At 69.1% G+C, this 20,579-nt stretch carries 16 protein-coding genes; 5 read left to right on the top strand and 11 right to left on the bottom strand.

The features are described 5' to 3' along the window. Nucleotides 1–27 precede the first annotated feature (27 nt). Nucleotides 28–957 carry a helix-turn-helix transcriptional regulator gene (locus OG622_RS28890; RefSeq protein ID WP_371579538.1) on the bottom strand — a complete coding sequence of 310 codons (930 nt, stop codon included), beginning with the start codon at nucleotides 955–957 and terminating at the stop codon, nucleotides 28–30. A gap of 310 nt (nucleotides 958–1,267) precedes the next feature. Between OG622_RS28890 and OG622_RS28885 the strand changes: the two genes are divergently transcribed. Continuing rightward, nucleotides 1,268–2,245 carry an aldo/keto reductase gene (locus OG622_RS28885; RefSeq protein WP_371579537.1) on the top strand — a complete coding sequence of 326 codons (978 nt, stop codon included), beginning with the start codon at nucleotides 1,268–1,270 and terminating at the stop codon, nucleotides 2,243–2,245. A 449-nt stretch (nucleotides 2,246–2,694) separates the two neighbouring features. Here OG622_RS28885 and OG622_RS28880 read toward each other — a convergent pair whose 3' ends face one another. From OG622_RS28880 to OG622_RS28865, 4 genes are all read right to left on the bottom strand, one after another. Then, entirely contained in the window at nucleotides 2,695–3,537 is an 843-nt protein-coding gene (locus OG622_RS28880; protein WP_371574175.1) for a carbohydrate ABC transporter permease, read from the bottom strand. Continuing rightward, nucleotides 3,534–4,520, bottom strand: a complete 987-nt coding sequence (locus OG622_RS28875; RefSeq protein WP_371579536.1) for a carbohydrate ABC transporter permease — start codon at nucleotides 4,518–4,520, stop codon at nucleotides 3,534–3,536. Before OG622_RS28875 ends, OG622_RS28880 begins: the two co-directional genes overlap by 4 nt. 19 nt (nucleotides 4,521–4,539) lie before the next feature. Beyond that, entirely contained in the window at nucleotides 4,540–5,784 is a 1,245-nt protein-coding gene (locus tag OG622_RS28870; protein WP_371579535.1) for an extracellular solute-binding protein, read from the bottom strand. A 141-nt stretch (nucleotides 5,785–5,925) separates the two neighbouring features. Further along, the gene (locus OG622_RS28865; protein ID WP_371579534.1) at nucleotides 5,926–6,981 is read right to left on the bottom strand and encodes a LacI family DNA-binding transcriptional regulator; all 1,056 of its coding nucleotides are present in this window, start codon (nucleotides 6,979–6,981) and stop codon (nucleotides 5,926–5,928) included. Nucleotides 6,982–7,801: 820 nt separating this feature from the next. Here OG622_RS28865 and OG622_RS28860 point away from each other — a divergent pair. Beyond that, complete coding sequence (locus OG622_RS28860) at nucleotides 7,802–10,426, top strand: cellulosome protein (RefSeq protein ID WP_371584250.1); 2,625 nt, start codon at nucleotides 7,802–7,804, stop codon at nucleotides 10,424–10,426. 479 nt (nucleotides 10,427–10,905) lie between these two features. On the opposite strand, the gene OG622_RS28855 is transcribed toward OG622_RS28860, so the two are convergent. Next, nucleotides 10,906–11,079: a hypothetical protein gene (locus OG622_RS28855; RefSeq protein ID WP_371579533.1), complete on the bottom strand. Its 174-nt coding sequence runs from the start codon at nucleotides 11,077–11,079 to the stop codon at nucleotides 10,906–10,908. Between the two features lie 277 nt (nucleotides 11,080–11,356). Continuing rightward, entirely contained in the window at nucleotides 11,357–12,337 is a 981-nt protein-coding gene (locus OG622_RS28850; RefSeq protein WP_371579532.1) for an aldo/keto reductase, read from the bottom strand. Between the two features lie 401 nt (nucleotides 12,338–12,738). Between OG622_RS28850 and OG622_RS28845 the strand changes: the two genes are divergently transcribed. After that, nucleotides 12,739–14,109 carry a metallophosphoesterase gene (locus tag OG622_RS28845; RefSeq protein WP_371584249.1) on the top strand — a complete coding sequence of 457 codons (1,371 nt, stop codon included), beginning with the start codon at nucleotides 12,739–12,741 and terminating at the stop codon, nucleotides 14,107–14,109. A gap of 486 nt (nucleotides 14,110–14,595) precedes the next feature. Here OG622_RS28845 and OG622_RS28840 read toward each other — a convergent pair whose 3' ends face one another. From OG622_RS28840 to OG622_RS28830, 3 genes are all read right to left on the bottom strand, one after another. Next, nucleotides 14,596–15,057, bottom strand: coding sequence for a PaaI family thioesterase (locus tag OG622_RS28840; RefSeq protein ID WP_330293710.1), 462 nt, complete (start codon nucleotides 15,055–15,057; stop codon nucleotides 14,596–14,598). Between the two features lie 9 nt (nucleotides 15,058–15,066). Beyond that, nucleotides 15,067–15,336 (bottom strand): hypothetical protein, encoded by a 270-nt coding sequence (locus OG622_RS28835; RefSeq protein ID WP_371579531.1) that lies wholly within the window; start codon nucleotides 15,334–15,336, stop codon nucleotides 15,067–15,069. 174 nt (nucleotides 15,337–15,510) lie between these two features. Then, the gene (locus OG622_RS28830; RefSeq protein WP_371579530.1) at nucleotides 15,511–16,398 is read right to left on the bottom strand and encodes a helix-turn-helix transcriptional regulator; all 888 of its coding nucleotides are present in this window, start codon (nucleotides 16,396–16,398) and stop codon (nucleotides 15,511–15,513) included. Here OG622_RS28830 and OG622_RS28825 point away from each other — a divergent pair. Then, complete coding sequence (locus OG622_RS28825; RefSeq protein ID WP_371579529.1) at nucleotides 16,315–16,842, top strand: hypothetical protein; 528 nt, start codon at nucleotides 16,315–16,317, stop codon at nucleotides 16,840–16,842. The genes OG622_RS28830 and OG622_RS28825 overlap by 84 nt on opposite strands. A gap of 527 nt (nucleotides 16,843–17,369) precedes the next feature. Then, the gene (locus tag OG622_RS28820; RefSeq protein WP_371579528.1) at nucleotides 17,370–17,963 is read left to right on the top strand and encodes a TetR family transcriptional regulator; all 594 of its coding nucleotides are present in this window, start codon (nucleotides 17,370–17,372) and stop codon (nucleotides 17,961–17,963) included. 54 nt (nucleotides 17,964–18,017) lie between these two features. Here OG622_RS28820 and OG622_RS28815 read toward each other — a convergent pair whose 3' ends face one another. Next, nucleotides 18,018–20,540, bottom strand: a complete 2,523-nt coding sequence (locus OG622_RS28815; protein ID WP_371579527.1) for a family 78 glycoside hydrolase catalytic domain — start codon at nucleotides 20,538–20,540, stop codon at nucleotides 18,018–18,020. Nucleotides 20,541–20,579 lie beyond the last annotated feature (39 nt).

Genomic DNA, 20,579 nt, shown 5'->3' with positions numbered 1-20,579 from the left:
ATCTCCATTTCCGCCCACCGACCACGGTCAGAGCGAAGATGACGGTGCCTCGCCCGGAGCGGTTGCCGAAAACCGGCCGTTGCGGGGCGAAGCCTTCGCGGAGTGCTCTTGCGCGGTCATGTCGAGGAGGACGATCGCGTCGTGCTCGGGTGTGCCGGGCTCGGCGTAGTACGTGACCAGGCGCTGGCCAGGGGTGCCCTCCAGTTGCATGGACTGGTAGCCCAGGGTGAGGGTGCCGACCTCCGGGTGGTGATAGGTCTTGTGGCCGTATGCGCGTCCTCGGACGTCGTACCGTTCCCAGAGGCGGGCGAACTCCGGGCTCTTGAGGAGGAGTTCACCGACGAGCTGGGCGAGGTCGGGGGCATCGGGATCGGTGCCGGCCACGGCGCGCAGGCGTGCCACACAGCCGCGCAGCGAGTTCTTCCAGTCGTCGAACACCTCGGGGGCCGCAGGGTGGAGGAACGAGTAGCGCGCGGTGTTGCGCTGCCTGGCCGGCCAGTCCTCGATGCCGGGGAGGAGTCGCAGCCCGGCCGGGTTGTGGGCGAGCAGGTCGAAAGTGCGGCTGACCACGTAGGCGGGGTTGGGCCGCAGGCTCTCCAGCAGCAGTTTCACACCGGGACGTACAGTGCGGCTGGGCGCCGGCGGTGGCTCCGATGCGGTCCGTGCCGCGAGGGCGGCCAGGCTGCGCAGGTGCTCGTGCTCCTCGTCTTCCAGCAAGAGGGCACGGGCCAGGGCGTCGACCACCGAGGGACTGGGACGGTTCTCCTTGCCGCGTTCCAGGCGGACGTAGTAGTCGACGCTGATCCCGGCCAGGGTGGCCAGTTCCTCACGGCGCAACCCGGGCGTGCGGCGCCGACCGGTGCCGGCGGTCAGGCCGGCCTCGACGGGGGTCACCTGGGCCCTGCGGGCGCGCAGGAAGCGCCCCAGTTCGGTGCCATGCTCCTGCTGACTCGTCATGACTTCAGTGTCGCAGTGCTGTGACCTGCGAGGTAGTCGCATGGGGGGCCCTGTCACACCCCCGAACCGCGCTCCCTGGCTCAACAGGGACTCCCTTGTGGCGGCCGATGCGGGCAGGGTCGATGTTGTTCAGAGACAGGATCGACACGCACCGCGGCACCGCCGCAGGAGGACCCGAGTCCCGCCCGAAGCGACTCGGGGAGCACGACAACCGCTGCTTCTTCTCGTACGAGCCTCCCCGTACAAGCGGCATCCAGCGAGTGGTGCGGACGCGTCCGCAGGCAACCGAGAGAAATACGGAGCTGTAGCCATGAAGCACATCAAGCTGGGGAGCCTGGACGTTTCCCGCATCGGTCTGGGCACAATGGGCATGAGCGCCTTCTACACCGGACACAGCACGGACGACGCCGAGTCGATCCGTACCATCCACCGGGCGTTCGACCTGGGCGTCACCTTCATCGACACCGCCGAGGTCTACGGGCCCTTCACCAACGAGGAACTCGTGGGCCAGGCCGTCAAGGGCCGTCGTGACGAGGTCGTCGTGGCGACGAAGTTCGGATTCCTCTCCCACAGCGGCCGCGCCGCCGGCTCCCTGGACAGCAGCCCCGCGAGCATCCGCACCGCGGTCGAGGGATCCCTGAAGCGGCTCGGCACCGACTACATCGACCTCTACTACCAGCACCGGGTCGACCCGGACACGCCCATCGAGGACACCGTCGGCACGCTGGCGGAACTGGTCGCCGAGGGCAAGATCCGCCACATCGGCCTGTCCGAGGCCGGCGTGCAGACGATCCGCCGTGCCCACGCCGTCCACCCGGTCACCGCCCTGCAGTCGGAATACTCCCTGTGGACCCGTGACCCGGAGGCGGAGGTGCTGCCGGTGCTGCGCGAGCTGGGAATCGGCTTCGTGCCCTACTCCCCGCTGGGCCACGGCTTCCTCACCGGCCAGATCCGCTCGACGGACGACCTCGCCGACGACGACTGGCGCAAGACCAACCCGCGTTTCATGGGCGAGAACTTCCAGCGCAACCTGCGCGTGGCCGACGAGGTCAAGGCCGTCGCCGACGAGGTCGGCGCCACCCCGGCGCAGGTGGCCCTCGCGTGGCTGCTCGCCCAGGGCGACGACATCGCCCCGATCCCCGGCACCAAGCGCGTCGAGCGCGTCGAGGAGAACACCGCCGCCGACGGCATCGAACTGAGCGCCGAGCAGATCGCCAAGCTCGACAACCTCACACCGGCCTCCGGCGACAGCCACAACGAGGCTGGCAAGCGGCTCCTGGAGCGCTGACCCTATCTGCCCGCCTCCAGCACAGCACGGCCACGCAGGGAACGTTTCGGATGAAGTGGCCGCCATCGACGCCCACAGCACTGGGAAGCGAAGTCGCCCCGCCCGGAGCGCATTCGGCTCGACTCGTTCAGCTGCCGCTGAGCCGACCGGACCGCAGAAGCGCCCCACACGATGCGTGCGGTGCACTAGGAGGACCGGAGAACGTGCGCGTGGGCGAGGTGTCTGCCCCTTGAGGTCGCGTACGCGGCGCGAGCGTCCACTCCCGCCCTGCCTACGGGGAACTCCCGCGGGAGGAGGCCGCCGGTCTCCGTGTATTCGAGAGTCCCCGGCCCCGCCACGGTAGTCGGCGGGGCTGGGGACTCCGGAAGGTACGAGGAGAGGGGACACGACCGAGTGCCGAGCGACACGGCTCGTGGACGGTACGGCTGCGTGCGGGTGATGGTCCGGTGTCAGTCCTTGACGGCGCCGGCGGTCACGCCGGCGGCGACGTAGCGCTGGGCGAGGACGAGGATGACCGCGGCGGGCAGCGAGGCCACGACGGCGGTGGCCATGATGGCGTTCCACTCCTGGTTGTTGTTGCCGATGTACTGGTAGATGCCGAGGGTGATCGGCTCGTGGGCACCTCCGTTGACCAGGGTGCTGGCGAAGATGAAGTCGGACCAGGACCACAGGAAGGCGAACAACGAGACCGTGACGATCGAGTTGCGGCTCATCGGCAGGACGATAGACCAGAAGGTGCGCAGGGGACCGGCTCCGTCCGTCTTCGCGGCCTGGAGCAGTTCGCCGGGGATCCCGGACATGAACGCGGTGAAGATGAGTACGGCGAAGGGGACGGCCAGCGTGGAGTCGGCGACGATCAGGCCGGGCATCGACTGGAGCAGACCGAGCTGGAGGTAGATGGCGTAGAAGCCCATCGCCATGATGATGCCGGGGATCATCTGGGCCGCCAGCAGGACGAAGTTGAGGACTCCCCCGCCACGCGGGCGCAGTTTGGCCAGCGCGTATCCGGCGGGTGCGGCCAGCGCCACGGTCAGGGCCACGGTGCCCAGGCCGATGACGAGGCTGGTGCCGAGGTAGGGCAACTGCTGGTCGACGACGGCCCGGTAGCCCTCCAGCGTGGCGTGGGCGGGGAACAGGTCCGGCGGGCTCTTGCGCATGTCCTGGTCGCGGGTGAAGGACACGTTCAGCATCCAGTAGACCGGGAACAGCATGACCGCGGTCAGCAGGAGACCGATGACCGTCTTCCACCACGTACGGGGGCGCCGGTTCAGGACCGTCTGTGCACTCGTCATGACAGCGCCTGCTTTCGCTGGACTCGGACGTAAACCAGGCCGAAGACCAGGGCGGCGACGACGAGCAGGTTGCCGACGGCCGCGCCGGGGCCGAAGGCGGGCAGCAGGTTGCCGAAGCCGAGCTGGTAGGACCAGGTGGCGAAGGTCGTGGACGAGTCCGCCGGACCGCCCTTGGTCATGATCCAGATGATGTCGAAGACCTTGAGCGTGTAGACCAGGCCCAGCAGCAGGGTGATGGCGGACACCGGACGAAGGAGCGGGAAGGTGATGCTCCAGAAGCGTCGCCAGGGGCCCGCGCCGTCAAGGGAGGCGGCCTCGTACAGGCTGGTGGGGATGGACTGCAGGCCGCTGTAGAGCACGACGAGGTTGAAGGGGACGCCGATCCAGATGTTGGCGATGATCACCGAGGCCAGTGACCAGGACGGTGAGGTCAGCCAGTTCACCGGGCCTGTACCGACCGCGTGCAGTACGGCGTTGACGATGCCGGAGTCGCTGTTCAGCATCCACGACCAGGTGGACGCCGACACGATCAGCGGCAGCAGCCACGGCACCAGGAACAAGGCGCGAAGGGTGGCCGAGAGCCGGAAGTGCTGGTGGAAGAAGACCGCGAGCGCCAGGCCGATCGCGTACTGGAAGACCAGGCACACGGTGGTGAACACCGCGGTGTGCAGGAGTGCGGGGGCGAAGGCCGGGTCGTCGAGGACGGTCCGGTAGTTCGCCAGGCCCGTGAACGGCGCGTCGCCCTGGACGAAGGAGCGCACGGTGTAGTTCCGCAGGCTCAGGTCGATGTTGCGGTAGAGCGGATAGGCGTAGAAGAGGACGAGGTAGAGGACGACCGGGGCGAGGAACGCCCAGGCGGCCCACTGTGGGGAGGTGGGACGGCGCCGGGCCGTGGCGCCGGCCGGGGGCGGAGCGGCGGCGTTCGCCGCTCCGTTCCGGTCGCGCACGGGCCGGCGGTCCGGCAACGGTGTCGTGTGCTTCATCGGCAGGCCGCAGTCCTGGTCACTTGACGGCGGACTGGGCTGTGCCGAGCGCGTCCTCCGGCGACGCCGACCCGCTGAGGGCGGACTGCACCGCCTTCCACAACTGCTCGGAGATCTTCGGGTAGTTGGTGCCCAGGTCGTCACTGGTGCGTCCCTTGGCCGCCCTGACGGCATGGACCCAGGGCTCCAGCTTGGCGTTCGCCGCGATCTGCTTGTCCTGCACCTCGTTGATGGGCGCGACGTAGGAGAGGGTGGTGTCGGTGGCGAGGAGGTTGTCCGCGCTGGTCAGACAGGTCACGAGCTTCTGGGAGGTGGCGTAGCGGCCGGTCTCTCCCTGGACCGGGACGGTGACGAACTCGCCGCCCGTCGGGGCGGCCGCGTTGCCGCCGTCGACACCGGGGACGGGGATGACGCCGTAGTCGAAGCCGGCCTTCTCCGCGTTGGCGAGCTGCCAGGTGCCGTTCTCGGCGAACGCGTAGTCGCCGGTCGCGAACTCCTGCCAGCTGGTCGTCTGGGTGTTGTTGATCACCGAGTTGGGGGCGTAGCCCTTGTCCAGCCAGTTCTTCCACAGCGACAGCGCGGACACCGACTCGGTCGAGTCGACGTCGGGGAGCTGCGCTCCGGAGCCCCAGAACCACGGCAGGAACTGGAAGCTGCCCTCCTCGGTCCCGATCGCCGAGAACGTGATGCCCTTCTTCCCGGCCTTGTCGACCTTGGCCAGCGCCGCCGTCAGCGACTTCCAGTCCTTCACCGAGGCGATGTCCACCCCAGAATCCTTGAGGACCTCCTTGTTGTAGTAGAGGGCCAGGGTGTTGGCGCCGATCGGCGTGCCGTACGTCTTCCCGCCCAACTGGCCGGCCCCGAGCAGATTGGAATCCACCGTCGAGGTGTCCAGCTTGTTGTCGTCGGTCGTGGTCAGCACCCCCGCCTCGGCCAGCGTGGAGACGACGGGGTTGTCGACGATGAGGACGTCCGCGGAGTTGTCCTGCTGCGCCGCCAGCAGCGCCTTGTTCGTCAGGTCGCTGGTGTCGAACGCGGTCCGCTTGATCTTCACACCGGCCTTGCTGCCGCAGTCGTCCAGCAGCTTGGCCCACGCCGAGCCCTTGTTGAACTGCGGGTACGGGTCCCAGATCGTGTACGTACCGCCGCCCGCGGCCTTCGTGGAGGTGTCGCCCGATCCGGAGGAGCACGCACTGGCGCCGGCGGTGACGGTGACGACGGTCAGAACTGCGGCGGTGAGACGCCGTCTGGCAGATCGATTCATGGCGTATTCCTCATGGCTCTTGGCACAGGCGTGCCCTGGGAGGGGTGATCGGGACCTGCCGGCCTCGCCGCACCCGGACGGTGACTTGCGTAGTCGGGCGGTACGGGGTGCGGAGGTGAAGGGGAGTGTGCGGGGCGATGGTCAGGGGTGCGTCTGGACGCCGAAGTCCGGAGCCGGGTCGGCGGGCCTGGTGCCGGCGGGTGCGGTGCTGGCGCGCAACGAGATCGGCGGCGCGAGCAGGTGATTCCGGGCCGGTGCGTCGGGGTGGTCGAGCCGCTCCACGAGCAGCTCGACGGCGAGGCGGCCCATCTGTTCCGCCGGTACGTCCGCCGCGGTGAGCTGCGGGGTCACCGTCTCCGCCCACCTGCTGGCCACCACTCCGGTGACGGAGAAGTCGCGTGGCACATGGCGGCCGGCCTGGACCAGCCCCCGGTAGAGGCCGCCGAGCGCGGCCTCGTTCAAGGTGACCAGGGCCGTGGTGGCGGGGTCGTCGTGCAGGATCCGCTCCAGACAGGCGAGGCCCGAGGCGGCGTCGTCCTCGCAGCAGTACGTCCGGACGGTCAGACCGCGTTCCGCCGCGGCCTTGGTGAACCCCTCGAGTCCCCGGTGGGCGGACTCGTACCCGGCCCGTAGGAGCTGCTCGGGCCGGTTGACGAAGGCCACCCGACGGTGACCCAGGTCCGCCAGGTGGTGCACACAGGCCGCCGCCAGGGCCGTGTGGTCCAGGCCCACCCACCAGCTGCCCTCGGGGTGGGCGGTGCGGCCGATGGCGACGGAGGGGAAATCCACCGCGGTGAGGTGGTCGAGCCGGTCGTCCCGCAGTCGGATCTCCATCAGGATCGCGCCGTCGACCCGCCGCTCGCCCAGCAGCCGCTGGAACGAGCGGTCGCTGTCCACACCGCTCGGAGAGAGCAGTACGTCGTAGTCGTAGGCCGCGGCGGCCTCGGTGACGCTGCCGATGAAGTCCAGCTGCATGCCGGTGTAGTGGTTCCCGGCCGGCGGGAAGACCAGACCGATGGTGTTGGTCCGGCCGTTGGCCAGCGCCCGCGCACTGGCATTGGGCTGGTAACCCAGCTCGTCGATGACCCGCTGGACCTTCTGCCGGGTGTCCTCGGACACCGGACGCTTCCCGCTCAGGGCATACGACACGGTGCTCCGCGAAACACCGGCCCGCTTGGCGATCTCACCGATGTTCACGGGACTCCTTGCCGAGATGGGGCGAACCGGTTCGATGATTCTAGGGAACGAAATCAGCCAGGCGCCGATCGTCGAACCGGTTCGCGTGAAGTGAAGGTAGGAGCAACCCGGACGAGTGTCAACGCCTCACGTCGAATTTCCCGTAACGGCCCGGAAACCTCACCGTGCGGAGGCAAGACGCCTGGTCCGCCCGAGTTAAAGCACCCTTACGAGCAGGCCAGGCGTCACATTCGGCGGGACGGGACGCCCGGCCCCGTCGGGAGTGGGCATCCATGCACGGTCGAAGAGATCTACGTCAGGGGTATTGCTGGCTGGTTTCCTCGATGCTAGCTTCCCCGAACCGGTTCGACGAACCATCGAGAGGTCATGGCCGCCGTCGAGGCGTCACTCACGCCTCGGAGCGTCGCCGGGGCCCATACCCCCTATACATCCGCCGCCCGGAGCTCCCCCTCCGGGCGGCGGATGCCACCCAGTGACCGTCGCCCTCGTACGTGGCGGCGGTGCCTCGCCGACTCGGCACACCCGCCGCCAGGGCACGCGGTCCTCTCCCCGAAGGCCGGCCGAGTGCGTCCGGCTACCCGGAGCCTGAGCGCCGGTGAACCGGGGCGACTCCTGTCGCGCGGCCCAATGTCGAACCGATTCGCCCCTGGCGGAACGTGGCCGGACCAGACCACCGCACGGACCGGCCCCGTCCCGTACGAAACGCATCGGATCCAGCATCCGAGATGCCACGGAATCCACGGAATCCACGGAGACCTCAGTGAGACAACGACAGAGAACGACGGGAGCCGGCGTCATCACGGCCGCAGCCCTCGCCACCATGCTCGCCGTGCCCTCCGCGGGCCCGGCACAGGCGGCCGGTCCGGAACAGCTCGTCATCGACCTGGCCACCGACACCGGTGCCTTCCACGGCGGGGCGAGCGGCTCGTTGTACGGGATCTACGGCGACGGGGCGCCCAGCCGCAACCTCATCGAGGGCATGAACCTGCGCACGGTGTCCACCAAGGCGCAGGACGGTCCGCAGCACCCGGGTGCGGACGCCCTGGAGATCCTGCCCCCGTTCGTGGACTCCGGCGGCAAGGACGTCTACATCTACATGACCGACATCTACCGCGGGTTCCCGTACCAGTGGCCGGGCGCCAACGGCCCCGAACGGCTCGCGGACTTCAAGGAGAAGATCAAAAAGCAGGTCGCCCAGGTCAGGACGACAGGCGACTACCAGGACCACGTCGTCTACGTCCCCTTCAACGAACCCGAGGGGAACATGTTCGGCTCGGGCGCGTGGAGCTACAACAACGTCTCCTGGCTGAACGATCCGCAGTACTTCTTCGAGGCGTGGAAGGAGACCTACCGCCTCATCAAGAGCCTGGACCCGGACGCGCGGATCGCGGGCCCGAACACCTCCCTCCTCTTCGACCAGGTCAAGGGCTTCCTGCAGTACGCCAAGGCCAACGACGTCGTCCCGGACGTGATGACCTGGCACGAGCTGTCCAGCCCCGCCGCGGTCCGCACCAGCGTCGCGAAGTACCGGCGGTGGGAGAAGGAGGTCGGTATCGACCCGCTGCCGATCAATGTCAACGAGTACGGCCACAACTACCACTTGTCCGTGCCCGGCCAGGTCGTCCAGTGGGTCTCCGCCATCGAGGAGTCGAAGATCGACGCCGACCTGGCGTACTGGAACATCGACGGCAACCTCAACGACTCGGCCGTCGACGCCAACAAGGGCAACGGCCAGTGGTGGCTGTTCAACGCCTACGGCCAGATGTCCGGACACACCGTCCAGGTGACCGCTCCCCATCCGAACCAGCAGTACACCCTCCAGGGCGTGGCCACGCTGGACGCCGACAAGAAGCAGTCCCGGGCGATCTTCGGCGGCAAGAGCGGCGACGCGGACATCGTCTTCGACAACATCGACCCGAAGCTGTTCGGGAAGACGGTGCACGCCACCGTGCAGGAGATCCCGTGGACCGGGCAGGTCGGTGACTCGGCCCAGCCCCAGCGACTGGCGGACCAGGAGGTCACCGTCGGCGCGGACGGCACGGTGACCCTGCCGATGACCGGCATGAACGAGATGTCCGCCTACCAGGTCATCCTCTCCCCCGGCGGGAACGGCGGAGAGCCGGCCGAGCCCTCCGTCAGCTGGCGGAAGTCCTACGAGGCGGAGAACGCCACCTACACCGGCGGCGGCTACTCCAAGAACGGTCCCGAGGGCACACCCTCCAACGTCGGCAAGTTCGCGACAAGCGGCAACTACAACGTCGGCGGACTGCGCACCGGCTCCGACGGCGTGCTCGCCTTCGACGTGGACGTACCGCAGGACGGCACCTACGACCTGAGCGTCTTCGCCAACTCCTACAACCTGGACGGCCGGGTGAAGGAACAGGGCCCCACCAACGTCTTCCTGCGCGTCGACGGCAAGGACCCGCAGGAGCTGCGCCTGACGCTCGGTTACAAGTGGGTGGTCTGGGGGCACACCGACACCACCGTGAAGCTGACCGCCGGCAAGCACAGGATCACGCTTTCCGCGAAGGACGCGGACCTGGGCGTCACCAAGGGCGACGCCATCATCGACAAGATCGACCTGGCCCTGCGCGACGAGCACGTCATCCAGCCGGCGATCTACGAGGCCGAGTACGCCACGCTCACCGGAACCCGGCCCGGTTACAGCTACCCCGAGGCCTCCGGGCCGGGCGCGGTGCCGCTGCCCACGGACGCCTCCGCGACCTTCTGGGTCCACTCCCCCACCGACGGTGAGGCCACCGTCTCCCTCGACCACCTCGGCGGCGGCCGGGCAAGCCTGTCACTCAACGGCGAGGAACTCGACGTCCCCCGGATCGGAAACGGCAAGCCGCGCACGGAGACGGTCAGGATGTTCCTGTCCGCGGGCATCAACAAGATCACCGTCACCGGCACCTCCCGCGACCTGGTCCTCGACCGGCTGCGGGTGTCGCCCTCGCAGGGCACGCTGGTACCCACCGTCTACCAGGCGGAGGACGGCAGCGCCTCCGGGGCCGCCAAGGCCACCGAGGCGTACACCTTCGCCGCAGGCGGCAAGTCCGTCACCGACATCGGCAACGGGACCGCCAACGCCCTCACCATCGACGTGGTGGCCGCCAGATCCGGACGGCACGCGGTGACCATCCGCTACTCCAACGCCGAACAGCTCCCCGCCACCCACTACAACCCCGACCCGATCGCCCGCCACGCCGACATCTCGGTCAACAACGGCCCGGCCCACAGGGCCCTGTTCCCGACCACCTTCCACTTCAACAGCTTCCGGGACCTGACCGTCCCCCTCACCCTGAAGAAGGGCACGAACCGGATCACCTTCACGGCCGAGGAACTGCCCGACTTCGACGGCGACACCTACAACCAGCTCGACCAGCGATCCCCCTACGCCCCGGTGATCGACCAGATCGCCGTCACACCGCTGACGGAGAAGTAGCCGCCCGAACCTCCTTGGAACATCCGGGTGTCGGCCGGGGTCCGGCCGGCACCTGGCTGCCCACGGGTTCCGTACCCCAGAGAGGAGCGGCCTTGCCGCGACTGCACTCGGCGACCGCAGGCCCGACCTCACCCACAACTCAAGGCAGTCGGCCTACGGTTATTCGATCCGCTGATCGTTGATGGACCGCGGAACGTCTGGCGTCGCACGAGGCAGCAGGCCAGTACTCGGCGCGGCGGTGGCGTCGGTGCCGCGCATTTCGGCACCGAGCGGCACGCGCTGTTCGCCATCACCGCGATCGTTGAAGCAGATCTACACCCGCCTCGGGCGACCCGCACCCAGCCCCTACGAAGCCCGACAGCCACAGCCCCGGTACATAGAGGTGATCCGCCCGGCCCGGTCAGCCGCTCATCGTCCGTGAGAGCGGGGCCTCCGGCGTGGAGGTCGCGGCCCAACCAACCGGGAGGCCTCGCTTTCGGTCAGCGAGGAACGCAGGTCGATCCGTTGAAGACGAAGCCTGCGGAGCAGCTCGTCGAGCCGGTCACGGAGCCCGCGTAGGCCGGCGCCTGCGAGAAGAGCACGGCTCCGAGGATGCCGCACACTGCAGCGGCCGTCACGACTGCCTTGCGGGATTTGCTGAGGATTGCGCTCACATCTATTCCTTTGAACATTCAACGACCAACATCGAGTGTTGTAACACGCCTCGAAACCCCACCACGCAGCAACTCCCAAGATTTCCAGCCTTGTTGGGCGGGACGGTTGGCCATGTCAGGCTCCGTTACATCTCGGCGCACCAGATGTTGTGTTGGCCTCGCCAGGCAACGACCATTTGCCGATGATGGTGGGCGCCGGTGTCGGCGGGACCAGCGGCTGGTCGTGCCCGGCGCGAGCAGCCGCCTCAGTCGTTTCGGAGGCTGCGGCGCACAGCGGTCAGCCTTCGATGCCGGCCATGCTCGCCTCGTTGTGGCGCTCGCCCGACGCGGGGGTGAGGTTGTTCAGGCGGTCGAGCTGCGCGGCGGTGAGCTCGATGCCGTCGGCGGCGGTGTTCTCCTCGACCCGCGCGACCCTCCGGGTGCCAGGGATGGGGGCGATGTCGTCGCCGCGGGTCAGCAGCCATGCCAGCGCGGTCTGCGCGGGGGTGGCTCCGATCTCGGCGCCGATGGCCTGGACTTCGTCGACGATGCGCAGGTTGCGCTGGAAGTTCTCGCCGATGAAACGCGGGTTGGACTTGCGCCAGTCGTCGTCGGCGAAGTCGTCGACCGTGCGGATCTGCCCGGTCAGCAGGCCGTGCCCGAGCGGCGAGTACGGAACGAAGCCGATGCCGAGCTCGCGCAGTAGCGGCAGGATCTCGGCCTCGACGTCGCGGGTCCACAACGAGTACTCGGTCTGCAGTGCGGCCACCGGGTGCACTGCGTGCGCGCGGCGGATCGTCTGGGGGCCGGCCTCGGAAAGCCCGATGTGGCGCACCTTGCCCTCGGCGACCAGCTCGGCCAGCGCGCCGACGGTCTCCTCGATGGGCGTGCTCCGGTCGACGCGGTGCTGGTAGTACAGGTCGATGTGGTCGGTGCCCAGCCGCTTGAGGGAGCCCTCGACGGCGGTCCTCACGTTGGCGGCGCTGCTGTCGGTGACACCGGGGCCGCCACCGGCGTGGGAGACGAGCCCGAACTTCGTCGCCACGACGACGTCGTCACGCCGGCCCTTGATGGCCTTGCCGACGAGTTCCTCGCTGTGGAAGGGGCCATAGATCTCGGCGGTGTCGATGTGGGTGACCCCGAGGTCCAGTGCCCGGTGGATGGTGCGGATCGACTCGGAGTCGTCGAGTCCTCCGCCGGTGGTGTAGGTGCCGGCCATGGTCATGGCTCCCAGACCGATGCGCGAGACATCCAGTCCGCCCAGCGATACGTGCTTCATCAGGTATTCCTTGCGGTAGCGGTCGTCAGGCCCAGTCGGTGATCATGACCCGTAAATGCATGATCAGTGCGGTGCGGTGGGCCCGCCATCCAGACAACCACCGGCGGACCTCGCGCGGGCGCCCGTACGGGGGTCTGTTCTTCGGGGGGTCTGGCAGTACCCCTTTCGCCGGGGAAGAGGGGCAGAGGTCCGCCGTACGGTGGGTGCATGGACCGCAGCACCGAGATCCGTGAGTTCCTGCAGCACGCTGCCTGACATGTCGGGGACCGCTGACGGGTCGTCGCTCCGCGGGCTGTGACGGGCACCGCCCGACCGGTCGTCAGGCGCAGTCGGTCACACGTCGTCGTGGGAGCCATGCGTCCCATGAACGTCTCAAGGAAGGACTGCGCCCAGCCGTGGTCATCGTCATCCCCCTCGTCTGGATCGCCCTGCTGACGGCGTTCGGCGCGCTTCACCTGTACGCCTGGCGCCGTCTCGTACGCGACACGACACTCCCGGGCTCGCTCCTGCGGCGGGCCGGAAGCTCTGTCTTCGTGGCCGGGCCGCTGCTGACCGTCGGCGCCCTGGCAGCCGAGACGAGAGCCCCGTTCCTCCTCGAACGGAGCCTTGCCTGGCCCGGATACCTGTGGATGGCGCTGTTCCTGTACCTCGTGCTCGCACTGCTCGCGGGCGAGGCCGTCCGACCTGTGCTGCGGCGCCTCCTCGTACGACGGGACACCGGCACGCACGAGGACACCCCAGTGGCGGTGGGGACTGCCGCCGCCCAGCCCGGCGGGTCCAGGGCAGATCGGAACCCGGAACTCGTCGCCTCCGCGCAGCCCAGGCTGGTGACGGACGCGCACGGCGGGTCCGGAACCGTCGCTCCGGACATCGCGGCACCCGAAACCGTGGCGGAGCGCCCGCGTACGCCTGAGGCCGGATCCCCGCCGCGCTCCGGAACGGCGACTACCTCGCGTCGTCTGTTCGTCTCCCGCGTCGTGGGCGGTACCGCTGCGGCCGTCGCCGTCGGCACCGTCGGCCGTGGTACGTACAGCGTGCTCCGCGGCCCCAAGGTGAAGCGCCTCACGGTTCCGCTGGCCAAACTCCCCCGCAGCGCACACGGGTTCAGGATCGCCTTGGTCAGCGACATCCACCTCGGCCCGGTTCTGGGCCGCGGTTTCGCCCAGCGTGTCGTCGACACGATCAACGCCACCCAGCCCGACCTCATCGCTGTCGTCGGCGACCTGGTAGACGGCAGCGTCGAGGACCTCGGCCGGGCCGCCGAACCCCTTTCACAGCTGCGAGCGCGCCACGGAGCGTTCTTCGTCACCGGCAACCACGAGTACTTCTCCGGCGCCGAGCAATGGGTCGAGAAAGTGCGGGACCTGGGGTTGCGGCCGCTGGAGAACGCCCGCGCGGAAATGCCGGGCTTCGACCTGGCGGGTGTCAACGACCTGGCCGGCACGGATGAGGGCCAGGGCCCTGATTTCACCCGGGCCCTCGGCGACCGCGACCGCTCCCGCGCCGCCGTCCTCCTCGCCCATCAGCCCGTCGTCATCCACGACGCTGTGCGTCACGGCGTCGATCTCCAGTTGTCCGGCCATACCCACGGCGGCCAGCTGTGGCCCGGCAGCCTCATCGCCGAACTCGCGAACCCGACGGTCGCCGGCCTGGAACGCTACGGCGACACCCAGCTCTACGTCAGCCGCGGCGCCGGAGCCTGGGGCCCGCCGGTCCGCGTAGGCGCGCCCTCGGACATCACTGTTGTTGAACTCGCCTCGAGTCAGGCCTGATTCAGCCTCGGCCTTACCGACCGCAGTAGCTCGTTGACTGGCTCTGAACTGCGACGATTCGTAGATTGCATGTCTGCGAGGGGAGTTGCAGCCGTTGCCCGAACTCGGTTGAGTGATGTCATGCCTGGGCTCTATCGGGTACGGCGGCCGGTCTCGGCCCGCCGGGATGATGAGCTTGACTCATGCCCTGATGCAGTTCGGAGAAGCCTGCGTCGATGCCCGGTGCTTCAGGTCCGCCCGAAGATGATCAACCGGCTCGACGACCTCGAAGCCGGCCTCATCGCCCGCAGAGCCCGCGCCCAGGCCGGACGGACTGGAGAGATCGAAGGTTTGATCTCACCCTCCAGCTGCTCCGAGCCTCGCGCGAAGACACCCAGCGCAGAGCGTACCGCCAGCCCATCCAGCCAGGCCCCAAGCCTCGCAGGCAAAAGGAGGCGCAGTGAACCACGACGTAAGGCAATCTGCCTTGCTGTATCCGCCGCTCGTCTACGGTGCAAGGGTGTCCACGCGGATCATGGTTTGCTGACCGGTCGCGACGAGCTTGGCCTGCCCGTCGCGTATTCCGAACACTTCCAGTCGGCACACGGTGAGCGTACGTCCTGACTTCAAGACCGTGCCCACCGCTTCGATCTGATCGCCAAGGGCGGGCGAGAGGAGGTTGAGCTTGTACTCGACGGTGAGGCCTTCGCTGTTCTCGGGGAACAGGGTGAGTGCGGCATAGCCGCCGGCACTATCCGCAATGGCGCTGGTGGCGCCAGCGTGGATATAGCCGTGCTGCTGGGTCACTTCGGGTCGGCTTGGCAGGACGATACGAACACGGCCCGGGGCAATTTCGGTGATCTCAGCGCCGAGGTGGCGCATTAGGCCCTGGCGGGCGAAGCTGTCCCGGACGCGCGCCTGAGTCTGAGGGCTCGCTTCTTGCTGTTCCTGCGCGGGGTGCTCTCGCATCATTCTCCTTCATGGTGCCGCTACGCGGGCTGGGATCACCAGCCAGCCAGCCAGACGCGGCGCGGGGCATCGGATGGGTGAGATTAGCGTTCCAGGAGCCGCTTGCCCGCCTCGTTGTGGCTGTTGCCGGCTGCCGGCTGCCGGGGTGAGGTTGTCGAGCTTGGCGAGCTGGTCGGCACTCAGTTCGATGCCGTCGGCGGCGGTGTTCTCTTCGACGCGCTTGGTACCGAGGATCGGGGCGATGTCGTCGCCCTGGGCCAGCAGCCAGGCCAGGGCCACCTGCGCCGGGGGCGCCGGCCTCGTCGGCGACGGCCTTGACCTCTGGGCTCCCGTTCGTCCGGGGCAAAACAGTGCTCCCCACGGCGACATCGAAAGTGTCGGCGCTCATGGCGGCGCGATGGCATCGGCAGTATCGAGGCCTCGCAGCACGGTGGCGCAGTCGCCTTGCGATGGTCAGTCGGCTGGTTTGTGTGCCTGTTCGGGGGCGAGTGATGCGGCAGTGGGGGCGTTGGTCCAGCTGGCGAGGATGCCGATGGCCTCGGCGGAGGGGGACGCGGGTTCGGGGGTGTAGATGATGAGGTTCTGGTCTGCGTCGCCTTCGACGGCGAGGACGACGTACTCGAGGGTGAGGTCGCCGACGAGCGGGTGGTGGAGCCGTTTACTGCCGGTGGTGTGGGCGAGGACGTCGTGGTCGGCCCACAGACGGCGGAAGGTGTCGCTGTGCAGGGACAGCTCGCCGATCAGCTCGGTGAGCTGCGGGTCGTCGGGATGGCGTCCGGCGTACAGGCGCAGCGTGGCCACACAGTCCCCGGCGACCCGTTCCCAGTCGGTGTACAACGCGGGGGCGGCCTCGTCGAGGAAGACGAAGCGTGCGGCGTTGCGCTCACGGTGGGGCCGGGCCTGGAAGTCCGCGATGAGGGCGTAACCGAGTCGGTTCGCCGCCAGGATGTCCATGCGCCGCCCCTGCACCATGGCGGGGACGGCGAGCGCGTCCAGCGCCCGGTACACGGCCGGGCGCACGCGCTGCGGCGCCAGTGGCCGCCGGCTCCGTGCGCGGGCCGCGGTGGGCTGGGCGAGGTCAAAGAGGTGGGCACGTTCGGTGTCGTCCAGCTGCAGGGCGCGGGCTACGGCATCCAGGACGGTTTGGGAGACGCCCTGGGTTCGGCCCCGCTCCAGGCGGACGTAGTAGTCGACGCTGACCCCGGCGAGCTGGGCGACCTCCTCGCGGCGCAGCCCCGGCACCCGACGGGCGCCCGGGTGCGGGGCGAGGCCGGCCTGCTCGGGGGTGACCCGGGCCCGGCGGGTGCGCAGGAACTCACGGATCTCGGTGCTGCGGTCCATGCACCCACCGTACGGCGGACTCTGCCCCTCTTCCTCCTTGAAAGGGGTACTGCCAGACCCCCGGAAGAACAGGCCCTGCACTACGACGTCGAGCCCTACAACATCCACACCACCGTCGTCGAACCCGGCTTCTTCCGCACCGAACTCCTCGTCGACGCCTCCACCACCTGGCCCGAACCGACCATCGACGACTACGCCGAACGCACCACCGCCACCATCACCGCATGGAAGAGCATGAACGGCCAGCAGAGCGGCGACCCCGCCAAACTCGCCCGCGCCCTGCTCACCCTCACCGACCAGGACAAGCCCCTCCAGCGCTTCGTCGCCGGCGCCGACGCCGACGCCATCCAAGGCGTGGAGGCCAAAGCCCGCGAACTCCTCGCCCAGGCCGAAGCCTCCCGCGAACTCGGCGCCAACCTCGCCCACGACGACACCAACACCTGACACACCCACACCCAGGCTTCGGGCTCACATCGCAAGGTGAGCCCGGGCCGCACACGTGCGAGGCCTTGGACGACCGCAGGTCCCCCTGCCCGGGATAACGGTGACGGACACTTTCCGCGGGGGCGAAGGCCGGAGCCGCGGCGGGCGCGACCGTCATCGGAGTCGGGCAGCGCGGCCTGACATGGCGCGACGGCGTCCTCAGCCTCGCCGCCGCGGACCTGCTGCGGTTCTGACCACGCCCTACGCATCCGACGCGGGGCGCCACCGGCTGGGTGTCGAGCTTGCCGTTCGCGATCAGCAGCAGGAGACGCTCCACGCAGTCCCGGCCCCCTGGTCGGCCTGGGCCGCGGTCAGGAACTTCTCCACTACTCCGTAGTTCCGCACACCGGCCGCCGCATCAACCTCCTTGGCGCGCCTGCCGCCCGAGGGTGACGGGCTTCAGCGGCCAGGCCCGTGGGCCGGTGTTCCGCCGACATGACGTGAGCCCCGGTAATGGAGGAAGTGATCAGCCTCACTACTATGGACGAATGGGCAGCAACGGCCGCATCCGCGGCTCAGGCGACGGGCGCGAGCGCATTCTCGTAGCGGCACTGGAAGTGTTCTCCGCACGGGGCTTCCGCGCGGGAAGCCTCAATGACATCGCGGAGGCGGCAGGGCTGACGCGGGCCGGGCTGCTCCACTACTACCCGAGCAAGCAGGCCGTACTGCTGGCGCTTCTGGAGCATCGGGACGCCGAGTTGCAGGTCGCCGAGCCCGAGCTGGGGATGACGCTGCTGGAGGTCCTGGAGAACATGGACACGTTCACCGCTCGGGCCGTCGGAGACCGGGCAATGGTCCAGCTCGCGCACATCCTCACCGCGGAGGCCTCGGGCGAGGAGCACCCGGCCAGGGAGTGGGTCGCCCGGCGGTACGCGACGTTGCGTGGCGCGCTGGCGGATGCCGTACGGCGCTCGGTGGACGCCGGTGAACTGCGTTCTGACGTGGACCCGGAGGCGTTCGCGGCGCTCGTCCTGGCCGTGGGCGAGGGGGCGGAGAACCAGTGGCTGGTGAGCCCGGACGCGGTGGATCCGGTCACGGTGATTCGGCAGTTGCGCCTGCTGTGCGAGGCGGCCCGGCCCTGACGGATCGTCCGCCCGGCGAGCCGCCGGGCGGACGATCTTCCTGAGTTCCTCGCATCAGATGAAGGGCACACGCGTGTGCCCGGTTCCGCATGAGCGTTCCTGCCCACTGGGGAGCCGGAGAGTGAGCGGCACGGGGCTGTCGACCTCGACGCCGGACGAGTCGAAGGCCACGTGCAGCAGTCCGTCGCGCGTCGGTACCGCGCCCTCGGCGCGTTCCACGACACCGTAGGCGGGGGTGACGCGGGCTCGTCCGAAACCGGGTTCGGCCGGGCTGACGCCCAGGACGTATGTCATGAGGTCGCGTGCCGGAGTGGAACTCCAGCCGTGGGCGGGGGTGCCCCACCCCCAGCACTCGCCGAACGTGTCGTAACCGTCGTGCAGAAAGCGGCTCCAGCGCCGCAGCGCACCGACCAGTTCGGGGACCCGCCCGGTGAGGGCCGCGGCGTCGTGGACCAGGTAGCTGAGGAAGGGCTGGGCCCGGACGACCTGTTCCTCGGGGTCCCAGTCGATGCGCCGCACGCCGCGCATCTCGTCGTGGATCTTCTCCGCGTCGTAGCCGCCCTCCCCACCGATCCAGGAGCGGGTGACCAGCCGGCCGGGGTCCATGATCCGGTCGATGATCCGGTGGTGACGGGTCGCGGGGGCCAGCCCGGACGCGATGGCGGCGGCGCCGGCGATCTGGGAGGCCGGGGGCTGTTGGACACCGATCAGCAGGTGATCGACGTAGGTGCCGCGACGCTCGTCCCAGAACATTTCGTACCCCTTGCGCGCCCTTTCCCAGTGCCGTCGGGCCCAGGAGGCCTCGCCGTCGTTGCGCAGCAGGGTGCTGATCTCGGCGTACTCGCGCAGGCCGCGCGCCCACAGCGCGGTGACGATGGAGCTGGTTCCCGTGGTGAACACGCTGGACCAGTCCACGAGGTTCCATTCCGGCAGATCGCTCAGCACCCCGTCGTCCGTCCGGAACGGCAGGTACCAGGCGAGGATCCGCCGGGCGGTGGGGGCGAGTTCGGCGAGGCGGTCGCGTTCGTGCTCACCGCCGTGGCGGTAGAGGTTGTGTACGCCGTGCAGCCAGTGCAGGGACCAGTCGGGGATGGTGGTGCCGCCGCCCTGTTCGATCTCCCCGACGACGCTCATCGGCAGGATGCCGTCCGGGCGGGGCGAGTTGGCCAGGTCGAGGTAGTGCCAGGCCGGGCGCCAGTCGGTGGAGGTGGCGAGCTGCACCATCTGGTGGACCACGGCGTCGCCCACCCAGGCGCGCTGCTCCCGAGTGGGGCAGTCGACGAAGGCGTCGTGCGAGGTGAGAGCGACGGTGCGCACCCCGGCGGTGTACAGGGCGTCGAGTTCGGGGTCGCTACTGCGGAAGTACGCCGCTCCGGCGCGCGGGTAGAGGTGTTCGCGGACGGCGACCGCGTCGATGTGGACCGGTCCGTCCGAGGTGACGAGGGCGTGCAGATAGCGGAAGCCGTTCACCTCGCACGCCTCGAAGCGGTCGTCGTGGCCGCGGGCGATGTACCGGGCACCGGTGTTGGGGGCCGAGAAGGGGTCGTTCGCGCCGGGCGCGTGGGGCGTCTCGCGGTACATGAGGTCGACCTGCGTCCCGGAGGGAGCGGTCAGGTCGAGGCGCACGAAGCCGCAGACGATCCGGCCCATGTCGACGACCACGTGGTGGGCACGACCGGTGCCGGGAGTGAGCGTGAGGGGAAGGGAGGTGGCCACGGGTTCCGGCAGGTCCGGCGTGGACAGATACGTCCGCACATGTCCGACCGGATGAGGGTCGTCTGGTACGGCGGCGGGCGGTGACACGGCGATGCGCACCGGGGTGACGGTGTCGCCGCCGAGCGGGCCGATCGGGCGGGGCCGCAGCGGCCCGTAGGGATCGGCGGGCGGTGTCGAGCGGGCCAGTGAGCCGAGATGGAGTGCGGGCACGATGCGTGCCTTCTGCCAGTCGGAGTCGGGCGCCCCCGACTTCCAGTCCGAGGGCAGCAGGCGTGCGTCGAGGCACTCGACGGGGATGCCGTCCATCCCTTCTGCCTCCGCGCTGTGCCAGGCACCGGAGGCCAGTATCCGCCAGGTGTCGTCCGTCACCAGCAGCCGGTCGCCGAGGTCGGCCTCGAGGACCAGGACGGCGTCCCTGCCGAGTGCGCCGTTGGCGGCGGCGGGTTGCCAGAAGGAGTTGGCCTTGCCGTAGTAGGTGACCAGGACGACCAGGGTGTTCTCGCCGGCGCGGGCGAGCGGTGCGAGGTCGAGGGTGTCGTACGCCAGGCGCCGGGGCTGCGATCGCACCGGGCCTCGGCCCGCTTCCCGGCCGTTGAGGTGGACGACGTAACGGGAGTCGGCGGTGATTCTGGCCGGGATGGCCTGCGGCACCGCGTCGAGGGTGAACGTCGTACGGAACAGGTAGCGACCGAAGGGGCCACGCGTGTCTGGCGGCCCGAACCCCGCGGGTCCCGGCCCGTGGTCCGGGGTGTGGGGGCCGATCCAGTGTGCGCGCCAGGCCGTGTCCCGCGGGACTCCGGGGATGTGGGCCGGCGATCGATGGTCGGTTCCGGGGGGCTGGGCCGCCAGGTTGTCGATCACGAGAGAATTGCTCCGTTGGGTGCGTTGTACGAACGGGAT

The organism is Streptomyces sp. NBC_01314, assembly GCF_041435215.1.
Taxonomy (GTDB): domain Bacteria; phylum Actinomycetota; class Actinomycetes; order Streptomycetales; family Streptomycetaceae; genus Streptomyces.
Note: the sequence above shows the minus strand (reverse complement) of the source record. Positions and strands in the feature narration are given on the sequence as shown.

Coding starts and splice junctions, on each gene's coding strand:
- OG622_RS28850 (WP_371579532.1), bottom strand. CDS start 12,337: ATGAAGCACGTATCGCTGGGCGGACTGGATGTCTCGCGCATCGGTCTG.
- OG622_RS28885 (WP_371579537.1), top strand. CDS start 1,268: ATGAAGCACATCAAGCTGGGGAGCCTGGACGTTTCCCGCATCGGTCTG.
- OG622_RS28820 (WP_371579528.1), top strand. CDS start 17,370: ATGGGCAGCAACGGCCGCATCCGCGGCTCAGGCGACGGGCGCGAGCGC.
- OG622_RS28830 (WP_371579530.1), bottom strand. CDS start 16,398: ATGGACCGCAGCACCGAGATCCGTGAGTTCCTGCGCACCCGCCGGGCC.
- OG622_RS28860 (WP_371584250.1), top strand. CDS start 7,802: ATGCTCGCCGTGCCCTCCGCGGGCCCGGCACAGGCGGCCGGTCCGGAA.
- OG622_RS28870 (WP_371579535.1), bottom strand. CDS start 5,784: ATGAATCGATCTGCCAGACGGCGTCTCACCGCCGCAGTTCTGACCGTC.
- OG622_RS28875 (WP_371579536.1), bottom strand. CDS start 4,520: ATGAAGCACACGACACCGTTGCCGGACCGCCGGCCCGTGCGCGACCGG.
- OG622_RS28880 (WP_371574175.1), bottom strand. CDS start 3,537: ATGACGAGTGCACAGACGGTCCTGAACCGGCGCCCCCGTACGTGGTGG.
- OG622_RS28890 (WP_371579538.1), bottom strand. CDS start 957: ATGACGAGTCAGCAGGAGCATGGCACCGAACTGGGGCGCTTCCTGCGC.
- OG622_RS28840 (WP_330293710.1), bottom strand. CDS start 15,057: ATGCGAGAGCACCCCGCGCAGGAACAGCAAGAAGCGAGCCCTCAGACT.